We start from the raw sequence: 14,416 nt of genomic DNA, 5'->3' as shown, positions 1-14,416 counted from the left end.
ATTTCCTATTTGCCAGACCGTAAGACCAACGACCAGAGAAGAGTCGATTGATGCGGGATGACATAAAGGGATTTGTTGCCAGTTTTCTTGCGGAAATCGAGGCAGGTAACGCAGCGATCTTTGCCGGGGCAGGACTGTCGGCTCCTGCCGGATTCGTGGATTGGGCGAACCTGGTCCGACCGCTAGCCGAAGAACTCCATCTCGACGTTGACAAAGAGTCCGATCTCGTTGCGGTGGCGCAATTTCATGTGAACGCGAACCACCAGAACCGGCACGCTCTTCACACGGCTATCGTCAACGCGTTCTCGGCAAATAACCCGCCCACCACCAATCACAGACTGTTAGCGCGGCTTCCCATCACGACCTACTGGACAACCAACTACGACAAGCTGATCGAGACTGCGTTAAGAGACGCAGGCAAGATTGTTGATGTCAAATGGGCCGTACCGCAGTTGGCGAACACGCAGCCCCGCCGCGATGCCATCGTTTACAAGATGCATGGGGATGTTGACCGGCCAGATGAAGCAGTCGCTACGCGCGATGATTACGAGCGTTACGCGAGTGACCGTGGAGCGTTCATCAACGCGCTGGCAGGCGATCTTGTGTCGAAATCCTTCTTATTCGCCGGATTCAGTTTTACGGACCCGAACCTTGAACAGGTGCTGGCTCGGGTGCGGATCACGTACAAAACCAACCAACGCCGTCACTACGCCATCTTTCGGAACCGCACCCGCCGCATCGATGAAAGCGACGCTGAGTTTGAATATGGAAAAATTCGACAAGCGCTCGTGCTCGAAGACCTGAAGCGATTCAACATTCGCCCATTGCTGGTCGACGAATATAGCGAGATTACCGACATCCTGGCCGAGATTGAACGGCAATACCGTAGCCGGACGATCTTCGTCTCGTCGAGCGCGAGTGACTTCGCGCCATGGGGTGAACCGTCGGTTACAGGCTTTATGCGGACTTTGGGTTCGGCCTTGATCTCGGCCAAACTTCGCGTCGCGACAGGCATGGGCCTCGGCGTCGGCAATGCCCTGTTCACGGGCGCACTTGAAGCGATTTACGCAGACCACCAGGGGCATATCGAAGATCGAATGCTGATGCGACCCTTTCCGCAATACATCGCCGATGAGGCGAAGCGGACCGAAGTTTGGGAAGCCTACCGCCAAGACATAATTTCGTCAGCGGGCATCGCATTGTTCCTGTTTGGCAACAAGAAGGTCGGCGATGAAACCGTCGTCGCCGACGGCATGATCCGCGAGTTTGAAATCGCCCGACAACATGGTGTGACCTGTATTCCTGTAGGTGCCACCGGTTATGCCGCCGCTGAATTAGCCGACCGTTGGATTGGAGACGGTGCTAACGGAGATGCAGCTCTGCTCGGTGCGCTGAAGGAGTTGCGCGAGCCACGTGCGAATCTCAATGAACTGATCGACCCAATCTTAAAACTCGCGGCCGCTGCCCGGAAAATCAGGTAACCCGATGCACAAAGTCTTCATCAGTTACCATCACGCCAATGACCAGTGGGCCAAGAACCAATTACAACAATGGGCCGACCAATACGGCCTGTTCATCGACGTATCTGTTGATACGAACGACGTTAACGACAATCTTCCAACCGAAAGCATCCGTCGGATCATTCGAGATGATTATCTCAGAGGTTCAAGCGTTACCATCGTTCTGGTCGGCACGGAAACCAGAGGAAGAAAGCATGTCGATTGGGAAATATACTCCAGCATGTACGATGGAGCGGTCAATAAGCAATCCGGTGTCCTTGTGGTCCAACTTCCGTCCACCAATCCGACATATTGGACGGCTGCGCACGAAGTTGAGAAGGCCACCGTCTATCCTGATTGCATCTCGTGGAACACCATCAGCGACCGGGCGGAATATGAACGGCGCTACCCATACCTTCCTGCCCGCATCATCGATAACTTACTGGCCCCAAAGGCAAAGGTTTCCGTGACCACGTGGGATCGCATCGCGGGAAATTTGAACAATCTCGTGACGATGATTGATGCTGCCTACGATGGTCGAACTCACTGCGAGTATGACCTTTCACGGCCGATGCGCTCAAACAACGCACCAGCACTCATTTGAGCGCAGAGTTTGAAGTTCCTGCCAGCAGCAGCATGATCCTGCTGAGCAGCGCGACCGACGACAATATCGCGATCAGACAATGTAGGGGGAACCGGTGTCCACGTTCACGGAAAACCGCATACGTCAGCGCGCGCAGCGGAAGGTTGGAATATTGAGAACGGCGAAAACCGTTCTTAAGGAGGAGGTCGCTACGGCGAAAACCAAGACCAGCTTCGACATTTTTCTCAGTCATTCAACTTCTGACGCTGAGATCATTTTGGGTGTGAAGGGTGTTCTGGAGGATTATGGCAAAACGGTCTACGTCGACTGGTTGGAAGACCCGCAATTGAACAGAAGCAATGTCACCGCCGCAAACGCGGAAGTCATTCGGATGCGAATGCGCCAGTGCAAGTCACTCGTCTACGTGCATACTACAAATTCCGGATCTTCCAAATGGATGCCTTGGGAACTGGGCTATTTCGACGGCTTCAACGGCGCCGTAGCGATACTCCCCGTTACGCAAAACCGTCAGACAAGCTATGAGGGTCAAGAATACCTCGGTATCTATCCATATTTGGACGAGGCTCCGGCTGAGGGGGACACAACCAACGAGATGTGGATTAACAAGAGCAGTTCGGCATCTCAGCGATGGACCACTTGGGTCAGCGATCCCAGAGCATTCCGTAAGACGAGTTGATCGCTTCGAACCCGTGCGCCGCGTTCGACAGGAGCCAATGTCCGCTTGATGAATGTCGGCATTGGTTGCCTTCGGTCTCGATCTACCCGGAGAAGATTAACGAGGGCAATGGACGGGAAGCGCAAACGTAATTCTCCGTTTCATCGTTCTCGGCCCGCCATAAACCGCCGATTCTACGCTGTAGCCCGATATGTCTTGGCCCGATGCGACCCGCCTCAAGCTCGGCAACCCCTAAGCACTGGTGGGTTTGGATCTGTTCCGTTAGCGTCAGCGCAATATTATGCGCGGGGACAACATGCTTAGGTTCCAGATCACGACCACGGGATGAGGACGCTCACAAAGGTTGGTCAGATTCACCGCGTAGTGCGCTCAAATGAAGCCAAAGGCTGCCGCACTCAAGAGGCAGCCTCGAAACCTCAACAGCCAACACAAAGGAAAGGCCGCCCAATGTGTGGCCTTACTGCGGGCGATATAGCTCGATCAGCCCGCTACTCCGCCTAAGAGTAGCCACGCAGCTTGTGGGCGCTCCGAAGCGCCGCTGCGTCGCTCCGATCGCCGCTGAGGCGGAAGTGAGGATCGCGGTCGTCACTGTGCGTTCGGAGAACTGCCGATCCAGTTCTGCTTCCTGCGCGATGAGCCGCTTACCGATCGGGATCGTCTCGACCTTCATGGTCTCGAAGAGTTCCTGCATGCGGCTGCGCTGCTCCGTCGTCAGTTCGAGTTGCTCCCTCAATTCGGGCACGTGGGTCGGCCGGGATACCCATTGAGCTCAGCCGCAAGCGCGTAGCCCATACCGCGTCCGGCCCTCAGGTCCGCAACCTGCTGGTCCGAGAGTGCCTTCACCGCCCTCGTCTCGAGGCCGGCATAGGACGAGGCGGCGGGGGCATGCTGATGCTGGGCCAGGGCCGGAGCAGATGAGCCGACAAGACACAGGGCGAGGAAGGCGATACGGGTCATGATCACGGGAAACTGGGGTTGTGATGCCCAGGTGTTATCGCGCGTCGAGCCCGGACCGTATGATCCAGGTCATATCATCGGCTTCGAGAGCCTGATCTCTCCCCTACTCCGCGCGATCCACCCGCCCGCAACAGGGCGTCATCGTGATGACCATTCACAAAGCGAAGGGAAAGGAGTTCGACGAGGTGATTGTCTTCGAAGGCCTGTTCTCGCGTTACATCCAAAGACCCGGCGCCGATGGCGAACGGTCCGCCCGATTCCACCTCCACGTCGCCGCCACCCGCGCTCGGCACACGGTGACGATCATGACGCCTGAAATCCAACCGTGCCATCTCCTTCCCTGAGGAACGACCGTGACCGACAAGCCGCGCAAGCATCAGATCGCAGGTCGGGAGCAGCCTGCTACCGGATCCGGCAACGTGTCGAAACTACCTTTAGATTGCCCGCAGGAGCTAAGCTCCTCATTGTTCAACGCAAGGTCCACAGCACGCCCCCTGACCTGAGACGCTCAGTCATCAATCAGGATGTATTCCCCGAAAACTTCCCACGCATCGTCACGCAGGAGCCTTCAACCTTCATCATCACTATCCGTCTCAACTTCGACTTCCTGAGCAACAAGCGCGCTCTCGACGTTTTCCGCCATAATACGCCTGAACTCGTTGTAAGTGTCCGCACCTGAGTCTAACGCCTCGAGCATCACTACGAAACTTACTTGTGCCTCGTGCTGCCGCATGAAGTCGTCGCTGTACTGGAACTGATTGCGCCAGAACATCCGGGCGTAAACTTGAAGCTCCGGTTGTGGGCCGGCCAATCTAGGTCCATTGTTTGCTGTATATTCTTTTGAATAGACCCGTACGGGATCCCATTTGTGGTCGAGAACGCGTGCATCTAGCTCTCTCATTTGGGTTCAAAGATCCAAGCATTGGCATATTTCTGAAGCCACCTTCTGGCCTTTGCTTCTTGTACTGGAGACCTGCCCCTAGGCGCGTAGAAATATAATGATGGCCGTCCAGCTGAGTGACTGGGCTGAGGATCGCCACCATTTTGGCACGCCCGACAAACCTTCCGTCCTGGATTAGGCTTTGTGGCACTCTTATTCCTGTCCAGTAGTATCGCTGCAAGGCGCTTATATCAGCGGTCCAAGCAACTACCGCTACGTTGGACGGGCAAATCCAAGGCATTTCCGGTCGGACTGGCGAACCAAACCCCATCTCGTGGCTATACGCGTCCAGATCACAGGAGCTGATCAACAGAGCTTTAACTAAATCAGGCGACGGATCTGCAAGATTGCTCCAAGTGTGTGCGGCAAGCCGAGAGACCAACGGCGCCGCAAAGCTCGTGCCGCGATCTGTACCGCCCCCTAAAACTCTATGCTCAGAGAACCAGCTTGCTTCTGGTTTAAGCATGCCCTCAGGGCCAAGACCTACGCGTGACAAAGAACATGGTTCAGAAGGGTTTCCATTCTCGTCATGCGTTCGGCCACTGACAATTATAGCAGCTTCACAATCGGCAGGTGGGGCGAGCCGGATTGTCTCTGAACGATTACCAGCGGATACGACTAAGAGTTTGTTGTGGCGGCGAGAGATCTCAGAGAGACCGTGCCCTAAATCGCTTACATCGTACTCATCACACTCGCGATTAAAGTTAGCGGATAAGTTCCACACATGCGTCTCTGGATGTTCAATAAAGGCTTGCTCAAGGTAGTTAAGCAATACGCGATCTGGAATGCTGAAATTGATACCTACATCAGGAACCGCTTGAACTACCCCGAGCCGGCAATGAAGCTGAGGAAGCTGAAGCTGGTTACTCCATAGATGCGCATCTACTAAAATGGACGCGACCTTATTGCCATGCGCACGAGCGGCAAACCCGTCTGGTACCAATGGCTCCATTTCCCAAGCCATAGCACCACGGTAGCGGGTAGCATGGTACCCGCCGTCGATGACACCAACGATCGGCTCTTCATCAAGTGTGGGCAGTTCAAGTTCGGGCTCTGGTCCAACACCAGGATTTGTCGGACGCAAGGGGGCAACCGGTTCCCACCGAACGATAGCTCCGGAAGCTACCAACTGGTGGAGAACATCATTGTCTCTGATCCCGACTGGCAAGCTAGGATTGGTCTGTGAGAGAGCTCTTGCACCCTCAGTAAAACGAGATGCTGGAAGCCATGCACGAGCCTCGGCAGCCTGCTCATAGCTCAATAGGTCACCACGAACGGCAAACGCTGGCAAGGCAACGCGATCTTCACGAGCAAATCTAGCTAAAGTTTCGATAACGGAAGACTGGGCTTCGCCAGATAGAAAACCCGGCAATCGAACATTGAATGTGCGGCGACCGCTTTCGTCTGCCGAAGCTAAAGACCATGCAGTCTCGATGCGACTGGCATCCTTCAGCACATTTGCGAACAAATCAGCGAACTCAATCCGAAAGATATCGCAGCGCTGAGGATCGGTCGATGGATTCTGGAGACGCCTCTGGACCCGATCGAAAGCAGAAGTTGCAAACTCAACGATATAGCCATTTCGCCAGGCCGCAATCAGATGAGTTCCGACTTTTGGGTCGAATAGGTCGTGAGGTGTGTGCGTGGTCGCCTGGGAAGCCTTATCCATCTTTACCCAAAGCAAAACCCTGTCACCGTGTGTTGCCGCCGCCGTTTCAGGCGCGTCTTTTATAGCAGCAAGACTCTCTAAGAGGCCTTGCCGTCGGCGTTGGTATACGTCAGGTTTGATCTTACTCGCATCCTTTGAACGACCAGTAATCCCCTGGCGGATAGGGGTAGTTCGTAGCCGAAGCAATGGGTTTACTAGGACGTCACGCACCTACAGGGCCCCTCTTACTCTTTGTCGACGTTCTTCCTACGCCTCAGAGTTGCAATGACAGCCTGTTTGCTGACGCCAGTCAACCGCCCGATTTTCTCAAACGTTAATTCGTAGTCGTCACGAAGGCGCTCTTGGAGGATACCTTTGGCTTCCGGCTCTAGATTGGAAACGGGCGGCATGTGCAACTTGCCCTCACGGCTACCGATCACAGCCCAAGCCAAGCCTGCGAAGTCTATGCCGTCACCTGTAAGTACTGCTGTGCGCCGCGCCGCTATAGCCAGCTCTCGAATATCAGAACAAGACAACCCCTTAGAAATTACACTTAAAATAGCCGTTTCAACACAATCCTCGGCATGGTTCAAATAAAGACGCCATAGCGCCTCCCTCAAATCAAGCTCAGGCAAACCAACCTCAATTTGATAAGGGAAGCGCCGAAATATTGCAGGATCAAGCAAATGAGCGTGATTAGTAGCGGCTACAATAACAGTTCTGTCATGGATTAAGTCAAGTCCCTGAATAAGTGTATTAACGACACGCTTAATTTCTCCGAGCTCTCTTTGATCATCGCGACGCTTAGCTATTGCGTCGACCTCATCAAGAAATAAAAATCCAGGGCCATTTGATGCAAACTCAAATAAAGCACGTATATTCTTTGCCGTATCTCCTAAAAGCGATGATACAACTGTATCCAATCTGACGATATGGAATGGGAGACCTAAGCGCGCAGCAATATGCCCAGCTATGAATGTCTTGCCCGTGCCCGGCGGCCCAGAAAGCAAAAGGTTTAATCTTGAGCCAAGGCCCGCCTCAGAAAGCTGTTTAGAATTTGCCGCCTCTGCAACAAAGCGAGACAAAGCAGCCCCGGCCTGCTCGCCCAGCAGAAGCGGTATAGGCGGCCAAGGCTGCTCTTCAACGAGGGGAACCCTTGATTTCCCATCGACTGGGAGCTGACTTACAGAACGCACATCATTGAGGGACACCAATCTGCGTTGCATCGCAGAACTGATCCTACCTTGGACTTCACGTCTGTCTGGTCCACGATACTCACGGGCGAATAGGCTTCCAATGTGCCGGATTGCGTCTTGATTACCTGAGAGAGCAACGTCTACCAGGTCGGCAAACCACTTCCCGAGAGAAGGCGGATTCTCCGGCAGATCAGGAGCATAGCTAGGCTGAAGCACATCTCGGTTCATTTCGCCCCCCGAAGCCAAATGCCCGGAAACCTTTTTCTTGTTACCAGGCAACATGTTCCGCGTCGAATTTGCCATTATCGGCCTCCGCTGACAACCAAAATGCCGCCCTGAGGTAACGTTCTTTGGTATATTTGGTTGCCATAGACCAGACCAATGCTTGGGTCCAGACCCTAGAGCGCGATCATTTCACATTGAATGGCTTTGGGTTTCCCTTGCCGGGTTTAACCTGATTCAAGCCCTATGCTGGGGGAGCCCAGCACAGATGGCGAAGGCGTATCCCCTTGATCTTCTCGAACGAGTGATTGGCCGTGTGTTGGCGGGCGAGCCAGTTCGTGCGGTTGCCGGCGTTTGACGTCAGCGTGGCGAATCGCTGCCGTCTCAGGACCCGTGAGCAGACGCTTGAGATGCTCGGACGGGCACTGGTCCGTCCGACAACGCCCGCTGCTGATTAAGAAATCGGTCGGCATCCTCTTGCCGGATTCGGTGCAACCGCTCCGTCGCCCTCCCCTGCACGTATCCGCGGGAGACCCATTGATCGAGCGCGCGGGCCCGTAGGTCCACTTCAACAGTGGCATCGATCAGGTCCGATAAGGCGAGATTGAGCGCCGCAGCCGCATCGCCACCAACAGCCTCGAGATAGGCATCGGCAATCGCCGCGATATCGGGAGCGGCACTCATGCGTCTGCCCTTCTTGCTTCGATGAGCCTCACTCCGTGCTGAAGGGTCAGAAATTGACCCGGGTAAAGGCGGTAGGATTCCGAGAAAGCGGCGCGTGCGATCAGCATATTGGCTGAGCGACACAGGACCCGCTCCAGATGATTCCCCTCGTCATCCCATTCCAAAACGGCCAAAGAAAGCGCGTCCTCGTCCGCAACGCGCGCGGCGAGCTGACACTCCCAGAGCGTATGAATCATCGCTGTGTCTTCATTAGAACAAATAGAGAACATAACCACCTAAGAGAGTCAAGCCGCGTCCTGCCGCACATACCCACAGATGAGTGCCGTCTTGCCCAAGCCGTCCGAAACTAGCGCGCGGACGCCGCCAGCCCAAAGCAAAGCATCCCCTGAAATCTCCCCCTTTTACCATCTGGCCGGGAACTCGTTGCGCGGGAAGCGCCCGCTTCGTAAATCAACGACATACAGCAATCACTGGTGGAAATTCTGCCATGCTCCAGAAAGCCCAAACCATATTGAGCCGCGACGTGAGGCGCGCCTTCTTCGACAAGCACCCCGTTGCAGCCATTGCGATCGGCATCGTCCTGTCCGGCCTGCCCTCTTATTGCTTTGTCAACTGGCTCGAGAGCAATCCTCTGCAACTCCCTTGGCACCTCAACCTGGCGCTGCGCGTCCTCTTCACGAAGTCTGATGCCGCTCTAGGTGCTTATGGCGTTTTCTGGGCCGCCATTCTCGTCGGTCTAGCTTTCTATATGCTGCGGCAGAAGATGCGCCCGCTTTACGCAATCATCGAGCTCGGGTTCGGTGCCGTCGCCGCTGGCGTTGCCGCCAACCACCTTTATATCCAACTCCCGCCATCTCTCGCGCTTAGCGAGCAGTTCGCGCTCTACACGGCCCTCATTGGCGCCTTCTACGTGATGGTCCGCGGCTGGGACAATCTCAGCAAAGTCATCGACACCGACCCCCACGCCGCCCGCATCAAACCCTATTGGCAAAGCTGGCTCGGCAAGCCTTGAGTCCTTACTGCCAAGCCCCACCGTTATTCATCAACGCGGTAGGAAGGCACACCGTTGTTCCAACTCAAAAAGGATCGAAATGTCGCGAATTACGAACGATACTCAGGATGAAGAGAACGATACCCAGGGTGAAGAATGGGAGACGATCTCAGTCCCAGGTCTACCAAGAGGCTTCATAGTTCAACGAGATCGCAGAAACGGCAGCTTCCGTCTCTTGGACCCAACGGGCAGCGTTGTCGGTAAATTCGTATCTGCTGATAGCGCGCTTTTGGCAGCTCTTGATCGTGCGGAATCGGAAGTAAGCGATCTTGAGCCAGAAGATCCATCTGACTCGTTCAGACTTGGCTAAGCTTCCTTGTGAGGACCACTTTTAGCAAAATCTTTCGCCATCCTGATGCGGTGCGGCTCTATTAAACCTTGTATGATCCAACTGACCACCTCGGGATGGCAAAGGTTGAGCATTGCACCCTCACCCCATTTTTCTTCGACTGCTCGCGCGCGGTTATAAAAAGCGGTCAAATTCCTCAAGCGGCGCAGGATTCTAGGATCGCGCGTTTGCTTGATCCAGGGATCTAGTTTCTCAAAGGCTCTTCCAAGAGCGCGCAAATTTCCCATTTCAGTCGCGAGTTCCATCGCACCGACCATTGTACCTGTAAGCCCGTCGGTCTCACCGGCGATACAATAACCATCACACTGCGTGGAACTGAGATAGTTCCTCTTATCCTTAGAGGTGAGAGTTCTCAAAGTGACCTCCTGGAGGCGATGTCGTTTACAGTGTCGCACCACGAAGTCGATCCGCATCCGATCAGGCGACTCACCAGCATCGGAGTCGGAATCCACCGGCGCAAGGCACGATGCAAATTTTCGTGCTGCGGATGGGGCCAGTCTCCCAAATGCCTCCGGTCGGACTGACCTGAATCAGAGCTCTAGTGAGTATTTTGCTCTTCAACCAACTGCGCCACCGTGACCTCCAGCGCCCGGGCGATGTGCGCCAGCATCGTTAGCGTCGGATTTTTCCGCCCATTCTCAAGATGAGAGAGATACGCCTGATCCACTCCCAGATCGGCGTCCAATTCCTCCAGCCTCTCCACAAGCTGCCATTGCGACAGGCCCGCCGCAAGGCGGTAGCGGCGCACGTTTCGGGCAAGGATTCGCTGGATATCCATCCAGCAACTCGAAACGGATCTTGCCAACCATATATATGGATAATAATCCATATTCGACATGCAACGTTACATTGAGTCGCCATCAGCCGACGGCTGAGATCCCCACTGTCTCGTCTGCGTGCTTCAGGATGCAGTCCCGGGAGGCCGTCGGCTCAATTCTGGGATGCGCCTGCCACGGATGATCGTTCAAGGATTCCCATAGGCATGACGCTCCCCACCCTCCCCGGCCATCGACCTCTCGCAACCCAGCGCTCAAAGCATCCCCTACGGTCGAAAGTGTTCACATCCGCCCGATCACTCTTGGTCCTCGGCGTAATGGCCTTAGGCACCTCGCTTCCTGCCACCGCGGCACCGAAGCGTGATCCCTTCGCTGGACAGTACTCGGTCGCCTGCGATCGGAAAGGGGTTCAGTGCTGGTACGAGATCATCCCCATATCGAAGGCGAAACGGCAGTACAGAGTCGTCTTCACCGTCGCCGATCGCATGAACGCCGCGGCAGTCCTTTGCGCCGTCTCGGGAGCCGGCGAGATCCGCGACGACGGCACTCTCTTCATCATCCAACCAGCAGGGCACAGCCTCTACATCCGGCGCGGCACCGGCGGTGACCTGTCAATCGAACAAGCCCGGTTAGGGCTATGCGGAGGCATCCACGCCTCGGGCTCTGCCAACTTCATCGGCGATTGATCTCCAACAAGCTCATCCAAGCTAAGGTAAGAAGACATGCGCACAATCGAGGGAACTCTGGAAAGCTATGGCCCATCCGTCGAAGCCCTGGGCGGAATGCGGTATTCCTATGTCCGCATCAGTCACGACAATGGTCGGATCACCAATGTGGCCAACATCATTGCCTTCACCAATGTCGCGGCGGAACTGAATCACCTGATCGATCAGGAGAACCGCAGGATCAAGCTACATTGCAAAGGCGGGCTTTTCATCTACGCACTGGAGCACGACGGGGTGATCATTTCTGACTATAACCTCATCTTCAATGCGTGGCTCACTTCTCTGTTTTGGACCTTCGGACCTTTTACCCTTGGAGTCGTCTTGGTCATGAGCCGCGATCAGACCCTCGCACTGGGTGGAATTGCGGCTCTTCTCATAGGATGCATTACCTTCATCAAATGGTTCGCCGGATGCATTCTCTTCTGGCCGAGTTTTCAAGCAGTGCTTCAGCCTTCAGCATCCAACAGAGCCAATTAAAGGTTACTCATATAAGCGGTTGGTAAGCGGCTGGTGCCGACTTTGTTTGTCGCGCCATCGCCTATGAAGTGGTGCCTGGTCGCTTATTCCCACCCATCAGGCACCGCGGCGTGACAGCCTCATGAGTCGATCACCCTTCGACGGACCCTGCGCCCGGGGCGACCTGTTGGTCGTGATGACATAAAGATCGTCACCGACGGGCAACACATCCCTGAAGCGGTCCTGGGACGCGAATATGGGCTTGAGAGCGCCGGCTACCCTGTCGAGAGCATACAAGCCGTTCCCGCGAAGCGCTGTCACGAGCAAATCACTTCCATGGAAGGCGGCGCCGGATGGCGCCCAGGTTTCGTTGCCCGAGTGGATCAGTGGGGGCTGCATGCCCGGTCGCGTCTCACCGCCGGAGACCAGTGGCCACCCGTAATTGCCACCCGCACGCACGAGGTTGATTTCGTCACGGCCCGACTGCCCGTGCTCGGCGACATACAACTCCCCTGTCTCGCTCCAGGCGAGCCCCTGCGGATTTCGGTGGCCGTACGAATAGACGTATGATCCCGGGAAGGGATTATCCTGTGGAACCCGGCCACCGAGCGTCATACGCAAAATCTTGCCAGCCAGACTGCCAGTGTCCTGGGGCAAAGCACCATTCTCCGTCCAGCCCGTCGTGACATAGAGATGGCCATCAGGTCCGATGGCGATGCGTCCACCGTTGTAGAGGCGATGGCCCGGTATGCCTTCGACCAGAACGGCAGTCTCCCGCCAAGACTGGCCATCGAACCGCACCTGGATAACCTTGTTCGCCAGACCCGATCCTGTCCGGTAGGAATGATAAAGATACGCCACACCGCCCGTCGGAAAATCGTCGGGGATCGCCATGCCCAGGAGGCCGCTACCTCCGTCATGGACGACCGGGTCAGAGGTCTCGACCGGGTATCGCTTTAAACGACCGTTCTCGATCGTGACGATGGCTCCGACCGCCTCGGTGAGGACGATCATGTCGCCGATGCGATTGATGTCCCAGGGATAAGATAGCTCGTCAGAGATGACCTCCATCGACCATCCGCCGCTTTCGGCCTGCGCGAGGGCTGGAGGAATCCCGGGGAGACCCGCGAGGGCGGCACATGCGATGACGGCGGACAGATATCTCATCCGGAATCCTTTCGATGGGGGTCGGTGTGGCCGTTCGTGGTTGCAGCGCCGCGCGCGTGGAACGCGCGACGCGGGATCATCAGGCCGCCAGCGAAGCGCTGTCGATCACGAAGCGGTAGCGAACATCGCTCTTCTGCATGCGCTCGTAAGCTTCATCGATCTTCTGGACGGGGATCATTTCGATATCCGCCACGATGCCCTTCTCGGCACAGAAATCGAGCATCTCCTGCGTCTCGGCGATGCCGCCGATCAGCGAGCCCGCGATCGACCGACGCTTGAAGATCAGCGAGGAAAAGTCCGGCGTAGGATGCGGATGTTCCGGGACGCCCACGAGCGTCATCGTACCGTTCCGCTTCAGGAGACGCGTATAGGCATCAAGGTCATGGCTAGCCGCGACCGTGTTGAGGATGAAGTCGAAGCTGCCCGCATGGGCTTCCATTTCCTCGGGATTGCGGGTGACGATCACCCCCTCGGCACCGAGTGCCTTGGCATCCTCGCGCTTGGACTCGGAGGTCGTGAAGGCGACGGTGTGCGCGCCCATCGCATGGGCGAGCTTGATGCCCATGTGGCCAAGGCCGCCGATGCCGACGATGCCGACCTTCTTGCCCGGGCCCACATTCCAGTGGCGCAGCGGCGAATAGGTGGTGATGCCGGCGCACAGCAGCGGCGCGACCGCGGCGAGCTGTTCCGCCGGGTGGCTGACCTTCAGCACGAACCTGTCCCTGACCACAATGCGTTGCGAGTAACCGCCAAGGGTATGACCCGGAGCGTCCTGGGTCGGGAAGTTGTATGTTCCCGTGAAGCCGTGTTCGCAGTACTGCTCTTCGCCATCGTCACAGGAAATGCAGCGCTGGCAGCTATCCACCATACAGCCGACGCCGACCGTGTCGCCGACCTTGAATTTCGTGACCTCGCTGCCGACGGCGCTCACATGACCAACGATCTCGTGACCGGGCACGCAGGGGTAAATGGTGCCGCCCCACTCCGAGCGGACCTGGTGCAGGTCGGAATGGCAGACGCCGCAATAGGCAATCTCGATCTGGACATCGTTCGGTCCGGGCTGCCGGCGCTCGATATCGATCGGCTCCAGCGGCTTGTCCCCGGCATAAGCTCCATAGGCTTTCGTCACCATGAGAGCACTTCCTTTCTGAATCAGGTGCCGAAGAGGCCTCTATGAGGCATCTCCCCCGGCGTATTTAAATGAGACACCGGAGCGGTATTAGCCCACAGGGACCGCATGGGCTTATGAGCGGGGCTCATCAATCAAAGGTCCCGTCTGCGCGGCAAGATTGCCCTATGGAGCGGGCAACGCGGAACACTGTCGCGGTCCCACACACTCGCCGAAAGGACGGGATGACTATCCTGCGGTGACGCACCCTAGAGGGTAATGCATGTCAATATCGGCGGGCGCCGAGCTTCAGCGTGAAGCCGGGCCAAAGTGCGATACCATTGTTGACGTAGAGCGT

At 56.2% G+C, this 14,416-nt stretch carries 17 protein-coding genes and 1 pseudogene; 7 read left to right on the top strand and 11 right to left on the bottom strand.

Annotated features, from left to right (window positions below):
* Positions 1–50 precede the first annotated feature (50 nt).
* The 3 genes from DQW91_RS12845 (at position 51) to DQW91_RS12835 (ending at position 2,779) form a co-directional block, all read left to right on the top strand.
* Positions 51–1,481 carry an SIR2 family protein gene (locus DQW91_RS12845; protein ID WP_112664044.1) on the top strand — a complete coding sequence of 477 codons (1,431 nt, stop codon included), beginning with the start codon at positions 51–53 and terminating at the stop codon, positions 1,479–1,481.
* 4 nt (positions 1,482–1,485) lie between these two features.
* A complete protein-coding gene (locus DQW91_RS12840; RefSeq protein ID WP_112664043.1) occupies positions 1,486–2,103 on the top strand; it encodes a TIR domain-containing protein in 618 nt (205 codons plus the stop codon).
* A 94-nt stretch (positions 2,104–2,197) separates the two neighbouring features.
* Positions 2,198–2,779: a toll/interleukin-1 receptor domain-containing protein gene (locus DQW91_RS12835; protein WP_198411864.1), complete on the top strand. Its 582-nt coding sequence runs from the start codon at positions 2,198–2,200 to the stop codon at positions 2,777–2,779.
* 457 nt (positions 2,780–3,236) lie between these two features.
* Here the strand turns inward: DQW91_RS12835 and DQW91_RS12830 are convergent, their stop codons facing one another.
* Positions 3,237–3,521 (bottom strand): hypothetical protein, encoded by a 285-nt coding sequence (locus tag DQW91_RS12830; protein ID WP_157961442.1) that lies wholly within the window; start codon positions 3,519–3,521, stop codon positions 3,237–3,239.
* Positions 3,509–3,736 carry a hypothetical protein gene (locus tag DQW91_RS12825; protein ID WP_112664040.1) on the bottom strand — a complete coding sequence of 76 codons (228 nt, stop codon included), beginning with the start codon at positions 3,734–3,736 and terminating at the stop codon, positions 3,509–3,511. Before DQW91_RS12825 ends, DQW91_RS12830 begins: the two co-directional genes overlap by 13 nt.
* Positions 3,737–3,870: 134 nt before the next feature.
* On the opposite strand from DQW91_RS12825, the pseudogene DQW91_RS12820 reads away from it, so the two are divergent.
* Positions 3,871–4,080 (top strand): annotated as a pseudogene (locus DQW91_RS12820) (ATP-binding domain-containing protein); the annotation flags it as partial.
* A 224-nt stretch (positions 4,081–4,304) separates the two neighbouring features.
* Here the strand turns inward: DQW91_RS12820 and DQW91_RS12815 are convergent.
* The 5 genes from DQW91_RS12815 to DQW91_RS12795 all read right to left on the bottom strand — a co-directional run bounded on the left by DQW91_RS12815 (position 4,305) and on the right by DQW91_RS12795 (position 8,662).
* Positions 4,305–4,547 (bottom strand): hypothetical protein, encoded by a 243-nt coding sequence (locus DQW91_RS12815; protein WP_112664039.1) that lies wholly within the window; start codon positions 4,545–4,547, stop codon positions 4,305–4,307.
* Position 4,548: 1 nt separating this feature from the next.
* Complete coding sequence (locus DQW91_RS12810) at positions 4,549–6,345, bottom strand: S8 family peptidase (protein ID WP_157961441.1); 1,797 nt, start codon at positions 6,343–6,345, stop codon at positions 4,549–4,551.
* Positions 6,346–6,569: 224 nt separating this feature from the next.
* Positions 6,570–7,823, bottom strand: a complete 1,254-nt coding sequence (locus tag DQW91_RS12805) for an AAA family ATPase (protein ID WP_112664037.1) — start codon at positions 7,821–7,823, stop codon at positions 6,570–6,572.
* Between the two features lie 303 nt (positions 7,824–8,126).
* Complete coding sequence (locus DQW91_RS12800; RefSeq protein ID WP_112664036.1) at positions 8,127–8,426, bottom strand: hypothetical protein; 300 nt, start codon at positions 8,424–8,426, stop codon at positions 8,127–8,129.
* Positions 8,423–8,662, bottom strand: coding sequence for a hypothetical protein (locus DQW91_RS12795; RefSeq protein WP_112664035.1), 240 nt, complete (start codon positions 8,660–8,662; stop codon positions 8,423–8,425). The genes DQW91_RS12800 and DQW91_RS12795 overlap by 4 nt, the downstream gene beginning before the upstream one ends.
* A 251-nt stretch (positions 8,663–8,913) precedes the next feature.
* On the opposite strand from DQW91_RS12795, the gene DQW91_RS12790 reads away from it, so the two are divergent.
* Positions 8,914–9,438, top strand: a complete 525-nt coding sequence (locus tag DQW91_RS12790) for a hypothetical protein (protein ID WP_112664034.1) — start codon at positions 8,914–8,916, stop codon at positions 9,436–9,438.
* 345 nt (positions 9,439–9,783) lie between these two features.
* Here the strand turns inward: DQW91_RS12790 and DQW91_RS12785 are convergent, their stop codons facing one another.
* Together DQW91_RS12785 and DQW91_RS12780 are read right to left on the bottom strand one after the other, a co-directional pair.
* Complete coding sequence (locus DQW91_RS12785) at positions 9,784–10,182, bottom strand: hypothetical protein (protein ID WP_157961440.1); 399 nt, start codon at positions 10,180–10,182, stop codon at positions 9,784–9,786.
* Positions 10,183–10,364: 182 nt separating this feature from the next.
* Positions 10,365–10,604, bottom strand: a complete 240-nt coding sequence (locus DQW91_RS12780) for a helix-turn-helix domain-containing protein (protein ID WP_112664032.1) — start codon at positions 10,602–10,604, stop codon at positions 10,365–10,367.
* Positions 10,605–10,904: 300 nt separating this feature from the next.
* Here DQW91_RS12780 and DQW91_RS12775 point away from each other — a divergent pair, with 300 nt between their 5' ends.
* Positions 10,905–11,288 (top strand): hypothetical protein, encoded by a 384-nt coding sequence (locus DQW91_RS12775; RefSeq protein WP_198411863.1) that lies wholly within the window; start codon positions 10,905–10,907, stop codon positions 11,286–11,288.
* Positions 11,289–11,324: 36 nt separating this feature from the next.
* Positions 11,325–11,804, top strand: coding sequence for a hypothetical protein (locus tag DQW91_RS12770; RefSeq protein WP_112664030.1), 480 nt, complete (start codon positions 11,325–11,327; stop codon positions 11,802–11,804).
* A gap of 96 nt (positions 11,805–11,900) precedes the next feature.
* On the opposite strand, the gene DQW91_RS12765 is transcribed toward DQW91_RS12770, so the two are convergent.
* The gene (locus tag DQW91_RS12765) at positions 11,901–12,950 is read right to left on the bottom strand and encodes a PQQ-dependent sugar dehydrogenase (RefSeq protein WP_112664029.1); all 1,050 of its coding nucleotides are present in this window, start codon (positions 12,948–12,950) and stop codon (positions 11,901–11,903) included.
* Positions 12,951–13,029: 79 nt separating this feature from the next.
* A complete protein-coding gene (locus tag DQW91_RS12760) occupies positions 13,030–14,082 on the bottom strand; it encodes an NAD(P)-dependent alcohol dehydrogenase (RefSeq protein WP_112664028.1) in 1,053 nt (350 codons plus the stop codon).
* Between the last annotated feature and the right edge of the window lie 334 nt (positions 14,083–14,416).

The organism is Microvirga flavescens (assembly GCF_003290125.1).
In the GTDB taxonomy this organism is placed as follows: domain Bacteria; phylum Pseudomonadota; class Alphaproteobacteria; order Rhizobiales; family Beijerinckiaceae; genus Microvirga; species Microvirga flavescens.
Note: the sequence above shows the minus strand (reverse complement) of the source record. Positions and strands in the feature narration are given on the sequence as shown.

Coding starts and splice junctions, on each gene's coding strand:
- DQW91_RS12790 (WP_112664034.1), top strand. CDS start 8,914: ATGCTCCAGAAAGCCCAAACCATATTGAGCCGCGACGTGAGGCGCGCC.
- DQW91_RS12805 (WP_112664037.1), bottom strand. CDS start 7,823: ATGGCAAATTCGACGCGGAACATGTTGCCTGGTAACAAGAAAAAGGTT.
- DQW91_RS12800 (WP_112664036.1), bottom strand. CDS start 8,426: ATGAGTGCCGCTCCCGATATCGCGGCGATTGCCGATGCCTATCTCGAG.
- DQW91_RS12825 (WP_112664040.1), bottom strand. CDS start 3,736: ATGACCCGTATCGCCTTCCTCGCCCTGTGTCTTGTCGGCTCATCTGCT.
- DQW91_RS12770 (WP_112664030.1), top strand. CDS start 11,325: ATGCGCACAATCGAGGGAACTCTGGAAAGCTATGGCCCATCCGTCGAA.
- DQW91_RS12765 (WP_112664029.1), bottom strand. CDS start 12,950: ATGAGATATCTGTCCGCCGTCATCGCATGTGCCGCCCTCGCGGGTCTC.
- DQW91_RS12760 (WP_112664028.1), bottom strand. CDS start 14,082: ATGGTGACGAAAGCCTATGGAGCTTATGCCGGGGACAAGCCGCTGGAG.
- DQW91_RS12795 (WP_112664035.1), bottom strand. CDS start 8,662: ATGATTCATACGCTCTGGGAGTGTCAGCTCGCCGCGCGCGTTGCGGAC.
- DQW91_RS12840 (WP_112664043.1), top strand. CDS start 1,486: ATGCACAAAGTCTTCATCAGTTACCATCACGCCAATGACCAGTGGGCC.
- DQW91_RS12780 (WP_112664032.1), bottom strand. CDS start 10,604: ATGGATATCCAGCGAATCCTTGCCCGAAACGTGCGCCGCTACCGCCTT.
- DQW91_RS12845 (WP_112664044.1), top strand. CDS start 51: ATGCGGGATGACATAAAGGGATTTGTTGCCAGTTTTCTTGCGGAAATC.
- DQW91_RS12810 (WP_157961441.1), bottom strand. CDS start 6,345: ATGGATAAGGCTTCCCAGGCGACCACGCACACACCTCACGACCTATTC.